This is a genomic window from Campylobacter concisus (assembly GCF_003048575.1).
Classification (GTDB): Bacteria; Campylobacterota; Campylobacteria; order Campylobacterales; family Campylobacteraceae; genus Campylobacter_A; species Campylobacter_A concisus_U.
The window spans coordinates 233,614-254,655 of the sequence record NZ_PIRZ01000001.1 but is presented as its reverse complement, the minus strand read 5'-3'; the positions used below and the strand labels follow the sequence as shown (position 1 = coordinate 254,655).

General features: G+C 37.5%; 18 protein-coding genes and 1 pseudogene. 5 read left to right on the top strand and 14 right to left on the bottom strand.

The genetic code is table 11. The features are described from left to right. Positions 1–21 precede the first annotated feature (21 nt). Genes CVS84_RS01285 through pheS form a run of 4 tightly spaced genes read right to left on the bottom strand, consistent with a single transcriptional unit; the run spans position 22 to position 5,438 of the window. Entirely contained in the window at positions 22–846 is an 825-nt protein-coding gene (locus tag CVS84_RS01285; RefSeq protein WP_087585551.1) for a 4-hydroxy-3-methylbut-2-enyl diphosphate reductase, read from the bottom strand. Continuing rightward, positions 836–2,113: a 3-phosphoshikimate 1-carboxyvinyltransferase gene (gene aroA, locus CVS84_RS01280; protein ID WP_107690846.1), complete on the bottom strand. Its 1,278-nt coding sequence runs from the start codon at positions 2,111–2,113 to the stop codon at positions 836–838. Before aroA ends, CVS84_RS01285 begins: the two co-directional genes overlap by 11 nt. Further along, entirely contained in the window at positions 2,110–4,446 is a 2,337-nt protein-coding gene (pheT, locus tag CVS84_RS01275; protein WP_107690845.1) for a phenylalanine--tRNA ligase subunit beta, read from the bottom strand. The genes aroA and pheT overlap by 4 nt, the downstream gene beginning before the upstream one ends. After that, entirely contained in the window at positions 4,443–5,438 is a 996-nt protein-coding gene (pheS, locus tag CVS84_RS01270) for a phenylalanine--tRNA ligase subunit alpha (protein ID WP_087579706.1), read from the bottom strand. The genes pheT and pheS overlap by 4 nt, the downstream gene beginning before the upstream one ends. A 118-nt stretch (positions 5,439–5,556) precedes the next feature. On the opposite strand from pheS, the gene CVS84_RS01265 reads away from it, so the two are divergent. Continuing rightward, the gene (locus CVS84_RS01265; protein WP_021091047.1) at positions 5,557–5,910 is read left to right on the top strand and encodes a histidine triad nucleotide-binding protein; all 354 of its coding nucleotides are present in this window, start codon (positions 5,557–5,559) and stop codon (positions 5,908–5,910) included. Between the two features lie 40 nt (positions 5,911–5,950). Here the strand turns inward: CVS84_RS01265 and CVS84_RS09765 are convergent, their stop codons facing one another. The 4 genes and pseudogenes from CVS84_RS09765 to argH all read right to left on the bottom strand — a co-directional run bounded on the left by CVS84_RS09765 (position 5,951) and on the right by argH (position 10,357). Next, entirely contained in the window at positions 5,951–6,259 is a 309-nt protein-coding gene (locus tag CVS84_RS09765) for a CZB domain-containing protein (protein WP_374048490.1), read from the bottom strand. A 63-nt stretch (positions 6,260–6,322) separates the two neighbouring features. Further along, positions 6,323–6,622, bottom strand: a pseudogene (locus CVS84_RS09760) (methyl-accepting chemotaxis protein); the annotation flags it as partial. Between the two features lie 490 nt (positions 6,623–7,112). Then, on the bottom strand, positions 7,113–8,936 hold the full coding sequence (locus tag CVS84_RS01255; RefSeq protein ID WP_107690980.1) for an ATP-binding protein: 1,824 nt from the start codon (positions 8,934–8,936) through the stop codon (positions 7,113–7,115). Positions 8,937–8,953: 17 nt separating this feature from the next. Continuing rightward, positions 8,954–10,357, bottom strand: coding sequence for an argininosuccinate lyase (gene argH / locus CVS84_RS01250; RefSeq protein ID WP_107690843.1), 1,404 nt, complete (start codon positions 10,355–10,357; stop codon positions 8,954–8,956). 204 nt (positions 10,358–10,561) lie between these two features. Between argH and CVS84_RS01245 the strand changes: the two genes are divergently transcribed. After that, positions 10,562–10,951 carry a hypothetical protein gene (locus CVS84_RS01245; protein ID WP_107690842.1) on the top strand — a complete coding sequence of 130 codons (390 nt, stop codon included), beginning with the start codon at positions 10,562–10,564 and terminating at the stop codon, positions 10,949–10,951. A 2-nt stretch (positions 10,952–10,953) separates the two neighbouring features. Here the strand turns inward: CVS84_RS01245 and CVS84_RS01240 are convergent, their stop codons facing one another. Genes CVS84_RS01240 through CVS84_RS01225 form a run of 4 tightly spaced genes read right to left on the bottom strand, consistent with a single transcriptional unit; the run spans position 10,954 to position 14,430 of the window. Then, a complete protein-coding gene (locus tag CVS84_RS01240; protein ID WP_103629120.1) occupies positions 10,954–11,493 on the bottom strand; it encodes an oxidoreductase in 540 nt (179 codons plus the stop codon). A gap of 3 nt (positions 11,494–11,496) precedes the next feature. Beyond that, the gene (locus tag CVS84_RS01235; RefSeq protein ID WP_107690841.1) at positions 11,497–13,674 is read right to left on the bottom strand and encodes a heavy metal translocating P-type ATPase; all 2,178 of its coding nucleotides are present in this window, start codon (positions 13,672–13,674) and stop codon (positions 11,497–11,499) included. A 1-nt stretch (position 13,675) separates the two neighbouring features. After that, the gene (locus tag CVS84_RS01230; RefSeq protein WP_084040980.1) at positions 13,676–13,879 is read right to left on the bottom strand and encodes a heavy-metal-associated domain-containing protein; all 204 of its coding nucleotides are present in this window, start codon (positions 13,877–13,879) and stop codon (positions 13,676–13,678) included. Further along, the gene (locus CVS84_RS01225; protein WP_107690840.1) at positions 13,876–14,430 is read right to left on the bottom strand and encodes a GNAT family N-acetyltransferase; all 555 of its coding nucleotides are present in this window, start codon (positions 14,428–14,430) and stop codon (positions 13,876–13,878) included. The genes CVS84_RS01230 and CVS84_RS01225 overlap by 4 nt, the downstream gene beginning before the upstream one ends. A gap of 151 nt (positions 14,431–14,581) precedes the next feature. Between CVS84_RS01225 and CVS84_RS01220 the strand changes: the two genes are divergently transcribed. The 3 genes from CVS84_RS01220 to CVS84_RS01210 are packed head-to-tail and all read left to right on the top strand — an operon-like array spanning position 14,582 to position 17,162. Then, a complete protein-coding gene (locus tag CVS84_RS01220) occupies positions 14,582–15,289 on the top strand; it encodes a YebC/PmpR family DNA-binding transcriptional regulator (protein ID WP_021090734.1) in 708 nt (235 codons plus the stop codon). An 11-nt stretch (positions 15,290–15,300) separates the two neighbouring features. Beyond that, the gene (locus tag CVS84_RS01215) at positions 15,301–15,795 is read left to right on the top strand and encodes a peptidylprolyl isomerase (RefSeq protein WP_107690839.1); all 495 of its coding nucleotides are present in this window, start codon (positions 15,301–15,303) and stop codon (positions 15,793–15,795) included. Positions 15,796–15,806: 11 nt separating this feature from the next. Then, positions 15,807–17,162 carry a cation:dicarboxylate symporter family transporter gene (locus CVS84_RS01210; RefSeq protein WP_107690838.1) on the top strand — a complete coding sequence of 452 codons (1,356 nt, stop codon included), beginning with the start codon at positions 15,807–15,809 and terminating at the stop codon, positions 17,160–17,162. A gap of 335 nt (positions 17,163–17,497) precedes the next feature. Here the strand turns inward: CVS84_RS01210 and pckA are convergent, their stop codons facing one another. Together pckA and CVS84_RS01200 are read right to left on the bottom strand one after the other, a co-directional pair. Further along, positions 17,498–19,072, bottom strand: a complete 1,575-nt coding sequence (gene pckA / locus CVS84_RS01205) for a phosphoenolpyruvate carboxykinase (ATP) (RefSeq protein ID WP_199906094.1) — start codon at positions 19,070–19,072, stop codon at positions 17,498–17,500. A gap of 106 nt (positions 19,073–19,178) precedes the next feature. Continuing rightward, positions 19,179–20,981, bottom strand: coding sequence for a biotin/lipoyl-containing protein (locus tag CVS84_RS01200; RefSeq protein ID WP_107690836.1), 1,803 nt, complete (start codon positions 20,979–20,981; stop codon positions 19,179–19,181). Between the last annotated feature and the right edge of the window lie 61 nt (positions 20,982–21,042).

The following is a 21,042-nucleotide window of genomic DNA, read 5'->3' as shown; positions in this document are numbered from 1 at the left end:
TGGCTTTAGCTAGGATAAATTTTATACTTTTTTGATTCTGTCAACGACTTTTTGTATGATCCAGTCAGGCGTGCTAGCACCCGCACTTATGCCACACAAATTTTTGCCATCGAACCATGATTTTTCAAGCTCTTCTTCGCTTTCTATGAGATAGCTATCTTCGCAGAAATTTTTAGATATTAGATAGAGTTGTTTTGTGTTTGAGCTGTTTTTTCCGCCGATGATTATCATCACATCAGCTCTTTTTGCCAAATTTTTAGCAGCCTCTTGGTTTTCAAATGTTGCGTTGCAAATCGTATTAAAAACACGCACCTCTTTTACGTGAAGCATAAGGTAGTTTGCGATCTGCATAAATTTCTCGACTTTTCTAGTCGTTTGGCTAACAAGTGCGACCTTTTGCTTAAATTTAATGCCCTCCAGCTCGCTCTCTTCAAGCACGACATAGACGTTACCCTTGGCATATGACTTCACGCCCTTTACCTCAGGGTGGTGCATGTCACCATAGATCACCACATCGTAGCCCTCTTCACTCATTTTTTCACAAATTTGCTGTGGCTTTGTCACAAATGGGCAGGTTGCATCTATCACTTTTATATCGCTCTTTTTTAGCTCTGCAAGGTCGTTTTTGGTGATGCCATGAGTGCGGATGATCGCCTTTTTCTCATCTTTTAGCTCGTCTATGCCCTCAAGTGTTTTTACATTGTAGTTTTTCTCAAGCCTGTTTATCTCTTCGTTATTATGGATGAGTGGCCCGATGGTCGCAGCATCTCCTGCATTTTCAGCAATCTTTATCGCCCTTTTTACACCAAAGCAAAATCCATAACTACTAGCAAGCTCAATCTTCAATCTTAGCTCCCATTTTCTTTAAAATTTCAGCAAAATTTGGAAATGAAGTGGTGATAAATTCACTCTTCTCTATCTGCATGCCACACTTTAGCCCAAGCACAGCAAAACTCATCGCGATCCTGTGATCCCCGTGACTATCTATCGTGGCAAATTTAGCCTCTGAACCATTTATGATAAAGCCATCTTCAAGCTCGCTAGCATCAACGCCGCACTGCTTTAACGCATTTATCGTGACAGCTATCCTATCACTCTCTTTTACGCGAAGCTCTTTTGCATTTGCTAGCTTGCTTTGGCCTTTAGCGCAGGCAAATGCGATGGCTAAAGCTGGAGCTTCATCGATGAGCCATGAGATATTTTCACTAACCTCTACACCTTTTAAGTTTGGTGAGTATTTGACCTCGATATCACCGATATCTTCATATTTACTTGAGGTTTTGTGAAATTTTATCTCAGCTCCCATTTTTTCTAGAATTTTATAAGCTTCGATGCGAGTTTTATTTAGTAAGATATTTTTTAAAATAATGTGCGAGTCCGGAATGATAAGTGCTGCGACCGCAAAGAAAAATGCCGAGCTTGGGTCATTTGGCACGTCTATATCAAGTGGCGCAAGTGGGGCTTTCATCGGCTCTAGCTTGATCTCTAGGCCGTCACGCTTTATATCAGCTCCCATGCCAGCAAGCATACGCTCGGTGTGATCCCTGCTTAGCTCTGGTTCGCTAAATTTACAGCCATTTGAGTAAAGAGCTGCCAGCAAAAGCGCACTTTTTATCTGAGCTGAGGCAATCTTGCTATCAAAACTAAATCTTTCAAATTTCGTCCCTCTTATGCAAAGTGGAGCGTTGCTTGCGTTGTTTGCACCATCTATCTTTGCACCCATATCGTTTAGAGGTTTTGCTATTCTAGCCATTGGACGTGAGTTTAAATACCTATCGCCACTTAGCACGAAAAAGCCATCCTGTGCGGCTAATAGTCCCATAAAAAGCCTCATCGCTGTGCCTGAGTTGCCACACTCTAAAATTTCATTTGGCTCTTTTATCTTTTTAGGCGGAGTGATCATTATCTCAGAGCCGTTGTCCTCGATCTTTGCACCTAAGAGCTGGACTATCTTTAAAGTATTTAGCGTATCACCCGCTCTTAGGTAGTTTCTAATATAAGAAGGCTTGTCGCTTAAAAGCGAAAATATTGCACATCTATGCGAGATAGACTTATCCGAAGCAATATCATCTATGGTTAAATTTAAACTTTTGTCTAATGGATAAATTTTCATCTTATTCCGATATTTAGTTTATCTTTTAGCTCATTTAAAATTTTATCCATAAGTGCGTTTATATCATCATCTTCAAGCGTTTTTTCCATATCCTGAAATGTAAATTTCAAACTAAGACTGATCGAGCCATTTAGCTTCGCATCTTTATAAATATCAACTGGTAAAAATTCTTTTAGCTCTTTTAAATTTAATCCTCTTATGCACTCATAAATTCGTCCAGCCTCAAAATTTTCAGGCACAATAAGGCTAAGATCCCTTGTGGTGCTTTGAAACTTAGAATAAGGAATAGCCAAAATAGGTTCAAATTTGAGCTTTGTAAAATCTATCTCGCAAATATAAGTTCTTGGCAGATCTCTCTTTGCTTCGACTCTCGCATCGACTCTACCGATATAGCCGATATTTTCGCCATTTTGATAGATGTGTGCTTGCTCGTATGGGCTAAGATATGAGATGCCCTGGCAAGGTTTTAGCTCAAATTTACCTATGACATTTTGCACCATCGATGCAAATGCATAGAAATTTGCCTCCTCGCCCTTTGCGCCGTTTATTAGTGTAGGCTCTTTTAAAAGGCCAGACACAACAAAGCCTAAATTTAAGCCCTGATTTGCATTTTCATCAAAAATTTCTCCAAGCTCAAAAAGTCTAACTGAGCGTTTCGAGTTTTTGATATTTTTCTCGCTTGAGCTTAGAAGGTGATTAACAAGCGTCGGTCTAAGCGTGTTTAATTCGTTGTTTATAGGATTTAGTATCTTGACTTTGCAAGGTTTAAAATTTAGCTCACTAAGCTCGTCCTCACTATCAAAAACATAGTGTACGCTTTCAAAAAAGCCATTATCGGCTGCTCTACGCCTTAAATTTAGGGCGTTTTTATAGTCAAAATATGTCTTATTTAGCCTATTTTTCTCAGAGAAATTTAGTGGTTTTGAGGCGATATTGTCTATGCCTACTATCCTTACGATCTCCTCGCAAACATCGTGAGAATTTACTATATCATGGCGAAATAACGGCACTTTTACGTTAAAGCTTTCTTGCTCAACGTTTACCGCGATCTCAAAGCCAAGTTTCTTTAAAATTTTAACAACATCATTTCTAGCAATATCTTGACCGATCATATTTTTAATCTCAAAAAGAGAGATACTAAGCGTGATAGGTTCGGTATTTAAAAGCGACTGCTGTGAGCCGGCAAAGAGATTTAGGATATCCTTAAAATTAGCAAGTCTTTTGAATAAATAATCCGCGCCATAAGCTAAATTTGGCTCGCTGCCACGACTTGAGCGATAAATTTGATCACCCTTTGGTAAATTTTTATTTTCAAAAATAGCTTTTGAAACTACATCTGGCTTTACGTAGCTAGCTTCTACTAGGATCACTTTTGACTTCTCATCTATCCTTGCTACGTCACTTTGGTAAATTCCAGCAATGCCTAAATTTTTATCCCCGCAATAAACGACGCATTCGCCATTTTCACCATTTTTTATATCAAAAACAGCCTTTTCGCCTTCACTTACAAGTTTAGCGTGATCATAAGCCCTAAATAAAACACCCGTGCAAAATGTCGCGTATTCAAGCAGTCTCTCAACTAAATTTGTCTTTTGGCACTCTATTAATGCTAGACGCATGCGAGTTATTAGATTTTCATATAGTCCCTCTTTTAGTTCAAAAGCCTTATATAAAAATGACCCATTTACTTTATCCTCTGCTCGCACAGAAGCTATTCTACCAATACCTAGTAAATTTTCGCTCTCATCGTCTTCGTGACTATCTTTCATATTTAAATCAAGCGCTGTACAAATTTCTCTTGCGATGCCATGTAAATTTTGGCAATCGCCTCTGTTTGCTGTTACATCAACTTCGATTATCGTATCTTTAAATATCTCAAATTCACTAAGACTTGTACCAAGTTTTAGCTTGCCGATACTCTCATCAAGTGGCAAAATTCCATCATTTATTTTTGGAAGTCCAAGCTCGCTTGAAGAGCAGATCATACCACTTGACTCGATACCTCTTAGCTTTGCTTTTTTAATCTCAAGACCATTTGGCATAGTCGTGCCAATAAGTGCGACTGGCACAAACTGACCAGCTTCAACATTTTTAGCTCCACACACGATCTGAAGCGTCTCTCCACCAACATCCACTTGACAAATGCTTAGTTTATCGGCATCTGGGTGCTTCTCTCTACTTTTTATGTAGCCAACCACAATACTCTTTGGTAAATTTATCTCTTTATAGCTATCAACCTCTAGCCCGATAGAATTTAATGTCTTTGAAAGTGTCTCGCCGCTAACGTCGCTAAGGTCGATCCACTCGTTTAACCAATGCTTTGAAATTATCATTTAAACTGCTCCAACAATCTTAAATCTCCCTCAAAAAGCGACCTTAGATCAGGCACTCTATGAAGCAACATCGCAAATCTCTCAACGCCAAGGCCAAAGGCGTATCCACTTACATTTTTATAGCCAACCGCCTTAAATACATTTGGATCAACGACACCACATCCAAGTACCTCAAGCCAAGTAGTCTGCTTACACACTCTGCAGCCCTTGCCATGGCAGAATATACAACTAATATCAACCTCTGCGCTAGGCTCCGTAAATGGAAAGAAGCTAGGGCGAAAACGTACTTCAACATCGCCAAACATATGCTTTAAAAAGCCTTCTAGCATTGATTTTAAATTTGCAAAGCTAACTTTCTCAGCATCCTCCACCACAAGGGCCTCGACCTGGTGAAACATCGGTGTATGCGTTAAATCCATATCACGTCTAAAGACGGTGCCTGGCGCTATCATGCGAATAGGTGGCTTTTGATTTAGCATAGTTCGCACCTGAACTGGGCTTGTATGTGTCCTTAAAAGTCTAAAATCATCTAGGTAAAATGTATCTTGCATGTCCCTTGCTGGGTGGTATTTTGGTAAATTTAGCGCTTCAAAGTTGTGAAAATCATCTTCTATAAGCGGCCCAGTCTCAAGTGAGAAATTTAGAGCTAAAAAATATTCAATTATCTTATCCATCGTGGCCATTACAGGGTGCAGCGCCCCACTAGCAACAGGCTCGTTAAAGAGCGTGATATCAGCGGCTTCTTTTTTCATCTTGTTATCTATCTCTTGCTCGCTAAGCTCAGCCTTTTTGGCTTCTATAAGCGCGCCAAGCTCATCTCTTTGCTTGTTTAAATTTGCTGCAAATTCCTTTTTCTCATCTTCACCAAGCTCTTTTAGCTTTGCAAAGCCTTGCGCCAAGATGCCCTTTTTGCCAAAAATTTCTACCCTGACCTTCTCAAGATCGTCAAGCGTTGAAATTTCATTTTTGATTTTATTAACGAAATCTTGCAATTTTTTGCCTTTATAAATTTTTGAGTCGATTTTATAGAAAAAGAGTTAAAATCAAGATAAAGAGCACTAAATTTAAGCACACTTTGATATAATTTTGCAAAATTTCAAAGGAGCTAAAATGACCATATTTGAAAAGATCGTAGCTGGTGAAATCCCTTGCAACAAAGTGCTTGAAAGCGAGAAATTTCTAGCTTTTAACGACATAAACCCAAAAGCACCGATCCACATCCTAATCATCCCAAAAAAACACTATAAAAATTTCCAAGAGATGGATCCGGTTTTAATGGGAGAGATGACTAAATTTATCCAAGAAGTGGCGACCTTAATGGGCGTTGATAAGAGCGGATACCGCCTCATCACAAACTGCGGCGAAAACGGCGGTCAAGAAGTTATGCATCTACATTTTCACCTACTTGGCGGAGCGAAGCTTGGCTGGAGCGAAGGCGTAGCTGATCCACAAAGCACATTTTAATAACTTATAAATCTTAGACTCAAAGCATGAGTCTAAGATTTTATTTTCTTGCAGACTTAATAGCTTCAAGCAACTCTTCAAAACCTACTTTACTTGAGTTTTCAACATCTTTTAATATTTCAACGCCAGGTAGATTTCCTTTGTCTTTATCAGCAAAAATAACCATCGCTTTTTCTAGACCATGATGAACATTTTCATGATGAGCTGCGATACTTGAGAGAATTTTGGCATCTTTTACAAGAGTATTTTTCACATCTTTTTCATACCATTTGCCAAATCTACACTCGTGAACATCTTGAATCTTATTAAACTCATTTAAAAGTACGCCTCTATATCCATTTAGCTTCATATTTACATGATCTATTTTTCCATTGCTTACATAGACTTCATTTGTAACATTTAGAGCCTGATTTAGGATATTTTGCGTATTTGCATTTACACTTGAGATATTTCCTTCAAATCCACCTAAAATTTTCATAGCATTTGCAGAAATTTTTGAAAAATTCTCACTCATTTCGATCATTGTATTCGCACTTTGCTTAAGACCATTTATATTTACTTCTACTTCAAGTGTTGCTTTTTGAGTGCGCTCGGCTAGCTTTCTAACCTCATCTGCCACGACAGCAAAACCTCGTCCATGCTCACCAGCACGGGCCGCCTCGATAGCAGCATTTAGAGCTAGCAAATTTGTCTGATCTGAGATGTCTTTAATGAGATTTATAATCTCAACAATCGAATTTACGCTTCCGTCAAGTGAAGATGCGTCATTTGAAAGGTCATTACTCATCTGGCTTACTTGCTCGATCGAGTTTAAAATTTCAGCCGTTTGCGACTTGAGTTCGCCCGTCTCTTTGAAAGTCTTTTCATTTAGTCCGTTTATACTTTCAAGCATTTTTAGGTTTTCTTCCATTGTTAATTGTAAGAAATTTATACCATCTTGATAACTTGAAAGCAATAAATTTACAGCTTCTTGCTTATCCTTAGCTTGCTCTTTTGGCTCGCAAGTTTTAACGTTTTTTAGCTCATTTTTAAGTGCTAAAATTTCAGCCTTTAAAGCTTCATTTTCTCTTTGTAAAGCTTCATTTTTACTAGAAAGCTCTTTATTTTTGCCATCAAAAAACATTTTTCATCCTTTAAAATTTGTAGATTTTGCGTAATTATATTTAAATTTATTTCATAAAACTATAAATCTCCAAAATATTTTATATATTAGTCAACTCTTTTATTTTTTCGAACCACCCTTTTATTTCGTCAAAAGCATCAAGCTCTTCAAGCATTTCTTTTGTAAGTTGTTTCGAAAGCTTGCCGTTTAAAATGTCCTTGATTGCCTCTTCTGTTTTTGCTACATGCATCCTGCTTATTATAAAAGACGGAATGTCCTCAAGATTGTAATCGACTATACCGGATAAGTCTATCCCAAATTCCTCTTCAATTAAACTTTTATGTATGTAATTTTCCATCTCTCTTTTTTTAGTTTTTACGGCGCGCGACCCATCATTTCTTGAATTTATTTTATCTATTTCTTCTTGATATTTATTTGTATTTTTACCAGAATTTAAATCACTATCGTATATATGAAACTCAATTATGTTTGAATTTTTAAGATAATTCTTATCTACCCAGTTTTTTAAATTTCCTCCGTGCAATGGTATTATGCCAATTTGCTCTTCTTTTAAATTTATAATGTTTTTAAAATCTTCTATATTTTGATTGACATTTAAGAGAAAATTTATATCATTTTTACCCTCTACACAAACAACGATTTTATGATTGAAAAACGGATGGATACCTAAGGTGTTGGATATTATCTTAAGCTTATTGTCGGAATTATCTATAATGGCAACATCATTCGCTTTACTAACTAATATCAAATTTTCTTCATCAACCATTTTTGCTATTTCTGGAGTATGTGTTGTAAGTATAAGTTGGTAGTTATCTTTATAAGATAGTTCTTTCAATGCTTCTATAAGCATTTTTTGATGATTTGGATGCTGCGCGGTTTCTGGTTCCTCTATCGCATAAATTATATCCTTATCCTTGTTTTCATCACTATCTAGCTTTCTTTCAGCCTCGGCCCTGAAATAATTTAATAACACCATTCTTCTAAAACCGCTTCCTCTTTTATTCAAGGCAATCCCATTGTCACTTTCCAAACTAAATGAAAATAGGGTATCTAAACTTTTATTACTGATTTGTGGTTTTAAAGAATTTGTATTTTCTAGCCCCATTTCCCTCATTTTATCTATTGTTTCGTTGCCTATTCTTGTCAGCTCCTCTTCTAATTGACTTTTTATTGTATTAAATTGCTCTTCAAATCTCGCTACGGCTATTTTTGTTGCGCTTTTTAAGGGGTTTTGTATATCGGCATCGCTATCTTTATTTGCTCTATCGCTCTGAAATAAAAAATATAAAGGCAACCATTTTTTTAACTGCTCCCATATGGCTTTGGCATCCTCTTTCGTTATATCAATTTTTATTTCTTCGAATTCATCGCTTGTCTTCTCGTACAATGCCTTTCTTATTTCAGCATTAGTTCGCTTGTCTATATCGTTAATCTCTTCTTTGCTAAATTTACTATTCAATCTCTTTTTTAAATCAGAAATTTTTATGTTAATTAACGGCTCGCTGGAATATTCTTTCGGATATTTTGCTTTTATAAATACTTTTTCCTTTTGTAGTTTTTCATTTTTTATTTCAAATTCTTTTAATATCTCTAAAAGATTATTGTTAATTAAAAGATATTCATCTGATAACTTTGTTTTATTGGAGGCATCTATTAAAATTTCCTTTTCACCATCAACTATAAATTCTGCACCTATAGTAATTTTATTATCCCCAGCATTTTTGCTGAAATCGGTTGTATCTATTTTTATTGTACCGCTTTCAAAAAAAATATCTAAAGCTTCTAATATAGTAGATTTTCCTACATCATTTTGCCCAATAATAACATTCATATTTCTATGAAAAGGTATTTTTTCATCTTTGTATGACCTAAAATTTTTTAATATTAAACTTTTTAATTTCATTTTATAACCCCACAAATTTAGCTTTTTAGCCACTCATTTAAAATTTCTATTTGTTCCTCCACACTTTTATTTGCCGTACCGCCCTGCGAACAACGCGCCTCTTTTGAAGCGTGAAGATCTAAAAATTTAATAGCATTTGCGTCTAAATTTTTATCCACACTTTTTAGCTGCTCTTCGTTTAATTCACTCAAATCAAATCCCAAGCTTTCAGCCTTTGCGACAGCTTTGCCTGTGATAAAGTGCGCCGTTCTAAATGGAATATTTTTTTCACGCACTAGATAATCAGCCAGATCAGTGGCACTTAGATGCCCAGTTTTTGTTGCTTTTAGCATGTTTTTTTCGTTAAATTTAGCTGTTTTTATCATCTCGTTTAGGATGGTAGCCGAGCTTAAAATGGTCGAGACGCTGTCAAATACGCCCTCTTTATCTTCTTGCATATCTTTGTTATAAGCAAGTGGCAAGCCTTTCATCGTTGTCAGAAGCGCCACTAAATTTCCATTTACACGTCCAGTTTTGCCACGGATGAGTTCGGCAACGTCAGGGTTTTTCTTTTGTGGCATGATGGAGCTGCCTGTGCTGTAAGCATCGCTAATGTTTACAAAGCCAAATTCTTGCGAGCTCCAAAGTATGAGCTCCTCGCAAAGCCTAGAAGCGTGCGTCATAAAAACGCTAATGTTAAATAAAATTTCCAGCGCAAAATCACGGTCGCTCACGCTATCCATCGCATTTTGCGTGCAACCTGCAAAGCCAAGCTCACTTGCAACCACGCTTCTATCTATCTTATGCGGTGTGCCAGCAAGGGCTGCTGAACCAAGCGGACTTAGGTTGTTTCGCTCATACGAGCTAACAAAACGCTCAAAATCTCTTTTAAACATAAATGCATATGCTAGCAAGTGATAGCTAAGACTTACTGGCTGAGCGTGCTGAAGATGTGTGTAGCCTGGCATTAACGTATCTTTGTGGTTTTTTGCCAAATTTGTAAGCGTGGAGATGAGCTCTTTTATACATAAAGAAATTTCTAAATTTTTCTTCAATACGTAAAATTTAAAATCAAGCGCAACTTGGTCATTTCTACTTCTAGCTGTGTGCAGTCTGCCTCCAAGCTCAGCTCCAATGATCTGGCTAAGGCGCTTCTCAACTGCCATGTGTATATCTTCATCTTCTAACTTAAACTCAAATTTACCTGCTCTTATCTCAGATAAAACCTCATCAAGCCCCATTATGATCGCCTCTGACTCATCTTTTTTCAAAATTCCGCAAACCCCAAGCATCTTTGCGTGAGCTTTACTACCAGCGATATCTTCTTCAAAAAGATTTTTATCAAAATTTATAGAGGCATTAAATTCCTCAAGTAGCTTCGAGCTAGCCTCGCTAAATCTTCCCTCCCACATCTTTTTATGTGCGTTTTTATCTTCTTTCATAGCTTTACCTTTAATTGGTTTTGCGTGATTTTAACAAAATAGCACTTAACTGGGTATTTTAACTATAAAGTTGCAAAAAGTTATAAATATAATTTATCTTTAAGGATATAGAAATATAATTCAAAATATAACTTTTTAAAAACTATTTTAATTTTCTATTGAATATAGTTTAAAATAAAAATAATCTATAAGAGGAAAGATGATATGCAAATAGATGCGAATATGAACTCAAACATTTTCTATCATGATGGCTATACATCTATCTCTTCAAATAGCTCAAAAACAAGCATACTAGTATCTTCTGGCTATGACAAGAAAGATATTATTAGAAGCAATGAAGTACATGTAGAACAAAGAGAAGATGCTAAAATTTCCTCTATAATTATTAATAAAGCAAGCGCTATACAGTTACAACAGGACTTAGAAAAATTACAAGATCAAAAGCTAGATATTTCGCATCAAATTTCAAGCATCCAAAGCCTAAAGGATCGTAATTCTATGCAAATGCTTCATTACTTAAATTTAGAGCAGTCAGCCATTCAAAATAACATTTTAAGCATTAAAACTCAAATGATAGAAATGGCACAGGCTTAAAACTAAGCCTTACCAATAATAGTTTCTAAAACTAGGCAAAAATCCTCTAAAAAATATCCCATTGATTTATAAAAATTGCTAGTTGCGTCTTTTTGGATATCTTTTGAAAGCTGTTTAGCATAAGGCAAGAAAAATGAGACACTAAAAGCTGCAAGAAGTTTCATAGACTCCTTAGATGCTTTGCTTTTTAAAATATTTGCTATTAAAATTAGCTGATTTGAGATGCTATCAACCTCGCCAATTTTTGGCTGAAAATTTATAGCCTTATAAAATTGAACTAGATCATCTTTTGCAGAAGAAAAATAGTAGCTTGCCTCAAATTTTGACTTTAAAATGACAAAATCGTCACATAAAGCAGCACTACTTTCATCTTTGATAAATTTGGCATAAAGCTCGTTACCTTTTTTATTTGTTTCGTTATTTGTCTGCGTTATCCACGCATTTGTCTTTTTGATACGCATAAAAGATGAAACATCCAAAATACCACTAAAATTTGCAGCAAGCGCAGCCGCTACAACGCTATAAAGTTCTCCAAGTTTCAAATTTTAATCCTTAAGTCGTAGATATCTAAGTCTAAGTGCGTTTAAAACAACAGTAACAGAGCTAAGACACATCGCCATTGAGCCATAAACTGGGCTTAAAAGTAGCCCAAAGACTGGATAAAATACGCCTGCAGCCACCGGGATACAAATCGCGTTATACATAAACGCCCAAAATAAATTTTCTTTTATGTTTGCCATAGTAGCATTTGCTAATCTAACTAGTCCAGTCACTCCACGCAAATCATTTTTAATAAGCACGATATCTCCAGCACCTTTTGCTATATCTGAGCCCGAGTTCATAGCGATACCAACACTTGCTTCTTTAAGTGATGGTGAGTCGTTTACGCCATCTCCAACAAAGATAACGCCACCATGATTTGTAAGCTCTTTTATCTCATTAAATTTATCTTCAGGCAGCATATTTGCGTGATATTTACTCACATTTAGCTTCTTGGCAATACTTGCAACCACCTTCTCATCATCGCCTGAAAGGATCACACTTTGTAAATTTAGACTTGTAAGCTCGTTTATAACATCGCTTGCCTCGTCTTTTAGCTCATCACTAAGCGTTAAAAAACCAACAAATTTTTTATTTATAGCACAAAGTATGACGCCGCTTCCATCGTTTGTAGCCTCTTTTATAGCGTTACTTTCATCCGGATTTAAACTTACTTCATTTTCCAAAAGCAGCTTTTCGTTTCCGATTATTATCTGATTATTCTCATCCTCATAGATGATGCCTTGCCCGACAACATTTTGAAATTTTCCATTTAGCTTTTGTAAATCTATACATTTTTGCTTTGCATATCTAACGATAGCTTTTGAGATGAGATGCTCACTTAAATTTTCAGCAGAAGCGATAAGAGCTAAATCTTGCTCGCTTAAATTTGAGCTTTTGACGCTGATTTGCCCTTTACTAAGTGTGCCGGTTTTATCAAAAGCTACAAATTTAGCATCTTTTATTAGCTCTAAAACTTCTGGATTTTTTACTAAAATTCCAGCTTTTGCACCGCGTGCAAGCGAGCTTACTATTGCTATTGGCGTAGCAAGTCCAAGAGCGCATGGACATGAGATTATTAAAACGCAGATCGCGCTAGAGATCGCATAGGCGAAATTTCCACTAAAAATTATCCATATTAAAAATGTAAGAACTGAGGTCGCCACGACACTTGGCACAAAGATGTTTGCTATCTTGTCAGCCAGCCGTCCGATAGGCATCTTTTTAGAGCTAGCGTCGCTTAGTAGGTTTAAAATTTGAGATAGCAAGCTCTCGTAAGAGCTCTTTGTCACCTTGACGCTTATGTAGCCATTTGTGTTTAGAGTGCCGGCAAATACGCCATCTCCCACCTCTTTATAAACTGGCAAGCTCTCTCCTGTAAGCATAGAAGCATCTATCTCAGCGCCACCTTGAACTATCACGCCATCACTTGGGATGTTGTAGCCATTTTTTACGATGACGATGTCGCCTACTTTTAGCTCATTTACATTTACCTCTTTACTATGTCCATCTGGCATGACCAAAAAGGCGGTCTTTGGCGAAATTTTAAGTAGCGTCTTTAGGTAGTCGCCTGCCTTTGCCTTTGAGCGCTCTTCAAGATACTTACCTAGCAAAACAAAGGCTATTATCATCGCTGCGCCCGAGACATAGACATTTTTTAGATCATCTGGGATGAAATCTGAAAAGATCACAGCAAAAAGCGAGTATAAAAATGCACTGCCGCTTCCAAGAGCTACAAGCACGTTCATATCGTAGTTTTTGTTTTTAACAGCCTCTATGGCGTGAGCAAAGAAGTCTTTGCCACTAAAAGCTAGCACCAAAAAGCCAAGCGCTAAAATGGCTAAATTTACAACCACGCTAGGCCTTACAAACATCTCAAGCGCCATGATGACCATGCTCGCTAGAAATGCAAATATAAATTTATTTCTGATCGCAGTTATATGCTCGTCTCTTTTGGCTTCAAATTCATCAATATTTGTCGCCACAAAATAGCCAAGCTTCTTTATCTTTTGCTCTAAAACTTCACGCACGCTAGCGTCTTTTAGGACAAATTCGCCGCTTGCATTTGCAAAATTTACATTTGCTTCAAGTACTCCATCTATCTTTTTAGAAACCTTCTCGATAGCATTTGAGCAGTTTACGCAGCTCATTCCTGCTATATTTAGTTTGACTTTTAAAGACATATCAGAGCTCTTTTATTATGTCAAATCCCAAATCAGCCATTTCAGACTTAAATTTCTCAACATCACCATCTTTTATATCAAGACTAACTTGTCTTGGCTCTTTGCTAAGATCAACTTCTATCTTGCCAAAGTCATCTTCAAGTGCGTTTTTTATAGTGTTTGCACAATTTTGGCAGTGGATATTGTTTGCTTCAAATGTTTTCATATTATCTCCTTTATCATGTGGTCGTATTCGTGTAAATTTACAATTTTCTTGACATTAAATTTAAAGCCCAAACTCTCGTAAAATTTACGAACTTTTGGCTTATTTGTATCTACTATTAATGAAACCTTTTTATGCCCTAACTCTTTTGCCTTGACAAACGAATGCCTTATGAGCTCTTTTGCTAGTCCCTGCCCTCTAAAATTTTCATCAACAGCGATGCTATCTATATAAAACTCATCATCAAAACACTCTTTTTCTACCTTGTCATCTTTGCCAAGAGCCATTAAATGCTGTGAAATTTCTCTATCAAGCTGCTCCACGTCGCCACCAAAGTAAGCACACATAGCAGCTATAATTTCCTCGTTATGCTTATAGACAAAGACATTTTTATAGCTTAGTCTATTTGTCTCACTTTTAAAAAAAATTTCTAAAATTTCATCGCTTTTTGCAGGATCGTCGTAGCCACTTAGCTTGTAGGCGATGTCCTCCATCGCTAAATTTAGTAGTTTTATGCAGATTTTTGCATCTTGTTTTTGAGCATTTTTTATCATGGCATGATTATATGCCTTTAGCTTAAATTTTTACCAAATATTTTTTTTAAATTTACAAAGTTAGGCGCTTTGGCTAGCAAACTAAAAATGTTTTAAAAAAGTATAAAATTTTTTTAGTTATAATCCGTAAAAAATTTATTTAAGGATATTTATGGGACGAGCATTTGAGTACCGAAGAGCTGCAAAAGAAGCCAGATGGGATAAGATGAGCAAGGTATTTCCAAAACTTGCAAAAGCTATAACAGTAGCTGCAAAAGATGGTGGTTGTGATCCAGATATGAACCCTAAACTTCGCGCAGCTATCGCAGCGGCAAAAGCTGAAAATATGCCAAAAGATAACATCGATGCAGCTATAAAAAGAGCAAATGGCAAAGATAGCGCCGATATTAAGACTATTTTTTATGATGGCAAAGCAGCTCACGGCGTACAGATCATCGTTGAGTGTGCGACTGACAATCCAACTAGAACGGTTGCCAATGTTAAAGCGATATTTAGCAAAAATGGTGGAGAAATTTTGCCAAGTGGTAGCCTTAGCTTTATGTTTACAAGAAAGAGCGTTTTTGAGCTTGAAAAGCCAAGCGCAGACATCGAAGAGATCGAACTTGAGCTGATTGATTATGGACTAAGTGATATCGAGGCTGACGATGAGACGCTATTTGTATACGGTGATTATGCAAATTTTGGCACACTTCATGAAGGTATCGAAAAGCTAAATTTAGTGGTTAAAAAAGCTTCACTTCAATACTTACCAAATCAAACTGTGAATCTAAGCGAAGAGCAAATGCTTGAGGTTGAAAGGCTTCTTGATAAGCTAGAAGACGATGATGACGTTCAAGCAGTTTATACAAATATCGAATAAAAAGGAAATATATGCGTTTTGATGAATTAAAAGTTTATGACATAAATTTAGATGAGCTTAAAAAAGATAAATTTGCAGTTTTAGAGACAGACAAAGGCGAGATCAGACTTGAACTTTTTGCCGAGGAAGCCCCACAAGCTGTCGCAAATTTTATCCATTTGATAAAATCAGGCTTTTATAATGGCCTAAATTTTCACAGAGTTATACCAAATTTTGTCATCCAAGGTGGCTGCCCAAATGGAACAGGCACGGGCGGTCCTGGCTGGAGGATAAAATGCGAATGCGATAAGCAAAAGGTAAAACACGAGCGCGGTAGCCTAAGCATGGCTCACGCAGGACGTGATACTGGCGGATCGCAGTTTTTCATCTGTCATAGCAAGCAACCTCATCTTGATGGCGTGCATACAGTCTTTGGAAAATGTGTTGATGATGAGAGCCTAAAGGTGCTTGACGCTATAAGACAAGGCGATAAGATCATCTCTGCTAAGGTCAGAGAAAGCCTATAAAGGGGAAATTTATGAATAATACTAAAAAGCAAGGAAGCCTTGCCGTAAGATTATTTACCAATCTTGCCTTTTGGGTTGTGATCGGTATTGTTGGTGGCGTTATCGTTGGCATGGTCGCACCTGAGCTTGGTATAGCAAGCAAGCCAGGCATTGATTATTTTATAAAAGCACTTAAAATTTTAATCGGCCCTATTATCTTTTTAACGATCGTTTCAGGCATCGTTGGACTTGAGAGTCTAAAAGATCTTGGGTCTATTGGATTAAAGGCATTTATCTATTTTGAGATAGTTAGCACACTTGCGCTTGCTGTTGGTATCATCTTTGGCGAGACACTTCGTCCAGGACATGGCATGAATCTTGACTACACTCAGCTTGATGCCTCAAGTGTGGCTAAATTTACATCTCAAGCTGCAAATATGGACGCAAATAGTGGGTTTGTAGCACATACACTTCATCTTTTAAGAGGTGCTGTGCCAGTAGATGACATTTTTCCTTACGTGCATATACTTGATCCATTTATAAAATCAAACACACTTCAAGTACTTTTCATGGCTATTATCGTTGCCATCGTACTTTCGCTGCTAGCTCATGATAAAAAACAAGCTTGCCTAAAGCCACTTGAATTTATTCAGCACTATGTCTTAAAACTTCTTAGTTGGCTTATGCTCTTTAGCCCGGTGGCTGCATTTTCAGCTATGGCTTATCTAATCGGTAAATTTGGTATCGGAACGCTTCTTGGCATGATGGAGCTTTTGGTTGTTATGGCACTTGCAAGTTGCTTTTTTATCTTTGTGGTGCTTGGCGTTATCTGCTATTTTGCGAAAATCAATGTCTTTAAATTTATGCGCTTTATCTCAAAAGAGGTATTGGTAGTCTTTGCAACAAGCTCGAGTGAAACAGCTCTTGCGCCACTTATGCAAAAACTAGAATCAGCTGGTATAAATAGAGGCGCTGTTGGACTTATCATTCCAACTGGCTACTCATTTAACCTCGACTGCACCAACATCTATCTAAGTTTAAGCGTTATTTTCCTAGCTCAAGCTTTCAACATCCCGCTAAGCTTTGAGCATCTAATAAGTATACTAATCGTACTAATGATCACAAGCAAAGGCGCTGTTGGCGTGACAGGATCAGGCTTTGTCGTCCTTGCTGGAACACTAAGCGCACTTCCAAGCACTGGCATACCAGTCGTCACCGTAGCCGTGCTACTTGGCGTTGATAAATTTATGTCAGAAATGCGTGCTGTTGGCAATCTCTGCGGTAATGCCGTTGGCTGCATGATAGTTTCTATCTGGGATAAAAAAGTAGATATGGATAAATTTAGATACGCACTAGATCATCCAGAGGAATTTCACTTTCACTCATAAATATACATTTATAACTATAAGGGCAACTTTGCCCTTATTTTTTTATTCTAAATTTATGCGATCTTCCTTCTCCTCAAACCTATAAAAATTTTAAAAACAGCATCGCAATAAATGATATTTGATAACTGGTTCAAGCACAGAAAAACTAGACTAAGTGTAATAGGAAAATTTTATTAGTAACTCATATATTTGGCAATATCTAATATTTTGTTATTTACTAGAATAAATTTACAAATGTAACAATTGAACTTGGAATTTAGAAGAAAGATACTTTAATATCAAAAATGCCAACTAAAAAAACTAGCCTTGCAAGAAGCTTTGCAAGGCCATATAAATTAAGCTTTTGGACCAGCTTTAGCGTACTCAACGCCCTCTTTTACATCTTCGTAACGTTTGAAATTTTCAACAAACATTTTAGCTAGCTTGTCACGTGAAGCGTTATACTCAGCCGGATGCGTCCATGTGTTTATAGGATTTAGTAGCTTTGTCTCGACGCCATCGAGCTCTTTTGGGATAGCGAAGTTAAATTTATCAAAATTTTCAAATTCACATTTCGTGATGCTACCATCAAGGATCGCATTTATGCAAGCACGAGTTGCTTTTATGCTCATACGCTTGCCAACGCCGTAAGCACCGCCACTCCAGCCTGTATTTACAAGATAGACATTAACGCCGTGTTTATCGATCTTCTCACCTAGTAGTTTTGCATAGACAGTCGGGTGAAGTGGCATAAATGGCTCGCCAAAGCAAGCGCTAAAAGTAGCGACTGGCTCAGTTATACCGCGCTCTGTGCCAGCAACTTTTGCTGTGTAGCCACTTAAAAAATAATACATCGCCTGCTCTTTTGTCAGCTTTGCAACTGGAGGAAGCACACCAAAAGCGTCAGCGCTTAAAAAGATGATATTTTTTGGATGACCAGCACTTGAGCTTGGCTCGTAGTTGTCGATGTGATAGATCGGATAGCTAACGCGTGTATTTTCAGTCTTTGAGCCATCTTTGTAATCAACCACACCCTTTTCGTCAGCCACAACGTTTTCAAGTAGCGCATCACGCCTAATCGCTGCGTAAATTTCTGGCTCACTGTTTGGATCAAGATTGATACATTTTGCATAGCAGCCACCCTCAAAGTTAAACACGCCATCATCATCCCAGCCGTGCTCGTCATCACCTATTAGTTTGCGTTTTGGATCTGTTGAAAGTGTCGTTTTGCCAGTGCCAGATAGGCCAAAAAATAGCGCCGTATCGCCATTCTCGCCTACGTTTGCAGAGCAGTGCATGCTTAGCTTGCCTTCAAGTGGCAACCAGTAGTTCATCATAGAAAAAATGCCCTTTTTCATCTCGCCACCATACCATGTGCCACCGATTACTGCAACGTTTTCCTCAACGTTGAAGATAACAAAAACGTCTGAATTTAGCCCATCAGCCTTGTAGTCATCATTTTTTGTTTTACAAGCGTTATAGACTACAAAATCAGGCTCAAATTTAGCCAGCTCCGCTTCACTTGGACGGATGAACATATTTTTTACAAAGTGCGCTTGCCACGCTACTTCAGTGACAAAGCGGACTGATTTTTGGCTCTTTTTACTAGCTCCACAAAATGCGTCTTGGATGAAAATTTCCTTGCCGCTTAGCTGCTCTTTTGCTTTTTTAAGAAGCTTGTCAAAAAGCTCTTTTGTGATAGGCTGATTTATCTTACCCCAAGCGATATACTTCTGACTCGGATCTTGCTTGACAAAGTACTTATCTTTTGGGCTTCTTCCAGTAAAAATTCCCGTATCAACCATAAATGTACCGTTGCTTGAAACCCTGCCCTCGTTGTTTGCCTTTTCAAGCTCAAAAAGCTCGTCGTAACTTAGATTGTGATTTATCTTTTTGATCTCTTTTAGACCTAGCTCGTCTAGTTTATTTATCATGTTGTTTCCTTTTAAAATTTTCATTTTTTATAAATTCTGACCTAAAAGTCATCAAAATGTTAATCAAATTTCGCTTAACACTATCTTTTTAAAAGTGGCAAATTTATTTAAATCTAGCTACCACTTGATTGTTTGCGACGCTTTGACCTTTGCTAACCTCGATAGAGCCTATGACGCCGTCTTTTGGGGCTTTGACCTCTATCTCCATCTTCATAGCTTCAAGCACAACTATAGCCTGACCTTTTTTGACATGGTCTCCTGCGCTTACTAAAATTTTATGCACAGCGCCTGGCAAGCTTGCAACGATGTCATTTTCTGTTGCGCCTGCTACTGCACTTTTGGCATTTTTCACGCTTTTACCTTCAACTTCGGTGATTGATTTTACTTGGATGCCATCGTTAAAGCCTTCACTTACTTCGACATTGTAACGGCTACCATTTACGACGACACTATATCTGCCACTTTGAGTTTGTCTGCATTCATTTGCCTTAGCATTTGGATCGATTTTTCTTACATTTACTTTGGCTTCGCCTTTTAAAAATGCGATGCCCTTTTCTTTACAAGCTGCTGCTATAAATATATTTTCTTCAGTAACTTTGATCTTATTTTGTTTTAAAATTTCTTTTACGTGGGTAAGTGATTTGCTCTCATCTTTATCAGCTATATCAACTGCGTGTTTTGTAGTTGGTTTTAAGCCTAGTTGCTCGCTAGCAAGCTTGATGATCTCTTTATCAGGCGTAACTGGCGTCTTGCCAAAGTAGCCAAGCACCATTTTGCCGTATCCCTCAGCAATCTTCTTCCACTTGCCAAACATTACATTATTAAATGCTTGTTGGAAGTAAAACTGACTAACCGGGGTCACTGAAGTACCGTATCCACCCTTTTGCACTACTTCACGCATCGCAAGGATGACCTCTGGGAATTTATCTAAAATGTTGTTATCTCTCATCATTTGCGTATTTGCAGTGAGCGCACCACCTGGCATTGGTGAAAATGGTATAAGCGGACTTACTTGTACGGCTTCAGGTGGTAAGAAGTACTCTTTTAAACAATCATTCAAAACGCTTTCGTATTTTAAAATTTTCTCCACGTCAAGCCCACCAAGATCGTAGTTTTTGCCCTTAACTGCATGAAGCATAGTTAAGATATCTGGCTGGCTAGTACCGCCACTTACCGGACTTGCAGCAAGGTCAATTCCGTCAGCTCCAGCCTCAAGCACTGCAAGATAGCAGGCCACACTTACGCCTGCGGTTTCATGTGTATGAAGTCTGATGTGAGTTTTTTCTGGCAACAATTTTCTAGCCATTTTTATGGTCTCATATACTTTTTGAGGACTACTTGTACCACTTGCGTCTTTAAAGCAAACGCTATGATATGGGATATCTGCGTCTAAAATTTCTCGTAAAATTTTCTCGTAAAATTTAACGTTATGAGCGCCCACACAGCCATTTGGCAGATCCATCATCGTAACAACAACTTCATGTTTTAGGCCGTGATAAGCGATCCTCTCGCCTGAATATTTTAAATTTTCAACATCATTTAGTGCATCAAAATTTCTAATAGTAGTTGTTCCATGTTTTTTAAAAAGTTTTGCGTGAAGGTCTATTAGCTCGCGGCTGCCTGTGTCAAGGGTAACAGTATTTACACCTCGGCTTAGAGTTTGAAGATTTGCTTTTGGTCCTACGATGCTTCTAAATTTATCCATCATGGCAAAAGCGTCTTCATTTAGATAAAAATAAAGGCTTTGAAATCTAGCTCCGCCACCAAATTCAAAATGCTCTATGCCAGCCTCTTTGGCTGCTTCAAGCGCAGGCAAAAAGTCATTCATAAGCACTCTAGCGCCATAAACTGACTGAAAGCCATCTCTAAAGGTCGTATCCATAACATCGATAAATTTCTTCGCCATCACCCACCTCATTAATTTTATAAATTTATTTAAAGAATTCATAGAAAATGGCTAAATTGGT

Bases quoted from the DNA above. Each gene is read 5' to 3' on its own strand.
- aroA (WP_107690846.1), bottom strand. From the start codon at position 2,113: ATGAAAATTTATCCATTAGACAAAAGTTTAAATTTAACCATAGATGAT.
- pheT (WP_107690845.1), bottom strand. From the start codon at position 4,446: ATGATAATTTCAAAGCATTGGTTAAACGAGTGGATCGACCTTAGCGAC.
- CVS84_RS01265 (WP_021091047.1), top strand. From the start codon at position 5,557: ATGACCATATTTGAAAAGATCGTAGCTGGTGAAATCCCTTGCAACAAA.
- CVS84_RS09765 (WP_374048490.1), bottom strand. From the start codon at position 6,259: ATGAAGCTAAATGGATATAGAGGCGTACTTTTAAATGAGTTTAATAAG.
- CVS84_RS01255 (WP_107690980.1), bottom strand. From the start codon at position 8,936: ATGAAATTAAAAAGTTTAATATTAAAAAATTTTAGGTCATACAAAGAT.
- argH (WP_107690843.1), bottom strand. From the start codon at position 10,357: ATGAAAGAAGATAAAAACGCACATAAAAAGATGTGGGAGGGAAGATTT.
- CVS84_RS01245 (WP_107690842.1), top strand. From the start codon at position 10,562: ATGCAAATAGATGCGAATATGAACTCAAACATTTTCTATCATGATGGC.
- CVS84_RS01235 (WP_107690841.1), bottom strand. From the start codon at position 13,674: ATGTCTTTAAAAGTCAAACTAAATATAGCAGGAATGAGCTGCGTAAAC.
- CVS84_RS01230 (WP_084040980.1), bottom strand. From the start codon at position 13,879: ATGAAAACATTTGAAGCAAACAATATCCACTGCCAAAATTGTGCAAAC.
- CVS84_RS01225 (WP_107690840.1), bottom strand. From the start codon at position 14,430: ATGATAAAAAATGCTCAAAAACAAGATGCAAAAATCTGCATAAAACTA.
- CVS84_RS01220 (WP_021090734.1), top strand. From the start codon at position 14,582: ATGGGACGAGCATTTGAGTACCGAAGAGCTGCAAAAGAAGCCAGATGG.
- CVS84_RS01215 (WP_107690839.1), top strand. From the start codon at position 15,301: ATGCGTTTTGATGAATTAAAAGTTTATGACATAAATTTAGATGAGCTT.
- CVS84_RS01210 (WP_107690838.1), top strand. From the start codon at position 15,807: ATGAATAATACTAAAAAGCAAGGAAGCCTTGCCGTAAGATTATTTACC.
- CVS84_RS01200 (WP_107690836.1), bottom strand. From the start codon at position 20,981: ATGGCGAAGAAATTTATCGATGTTATGGATACGACCTTTAGAGATGGC.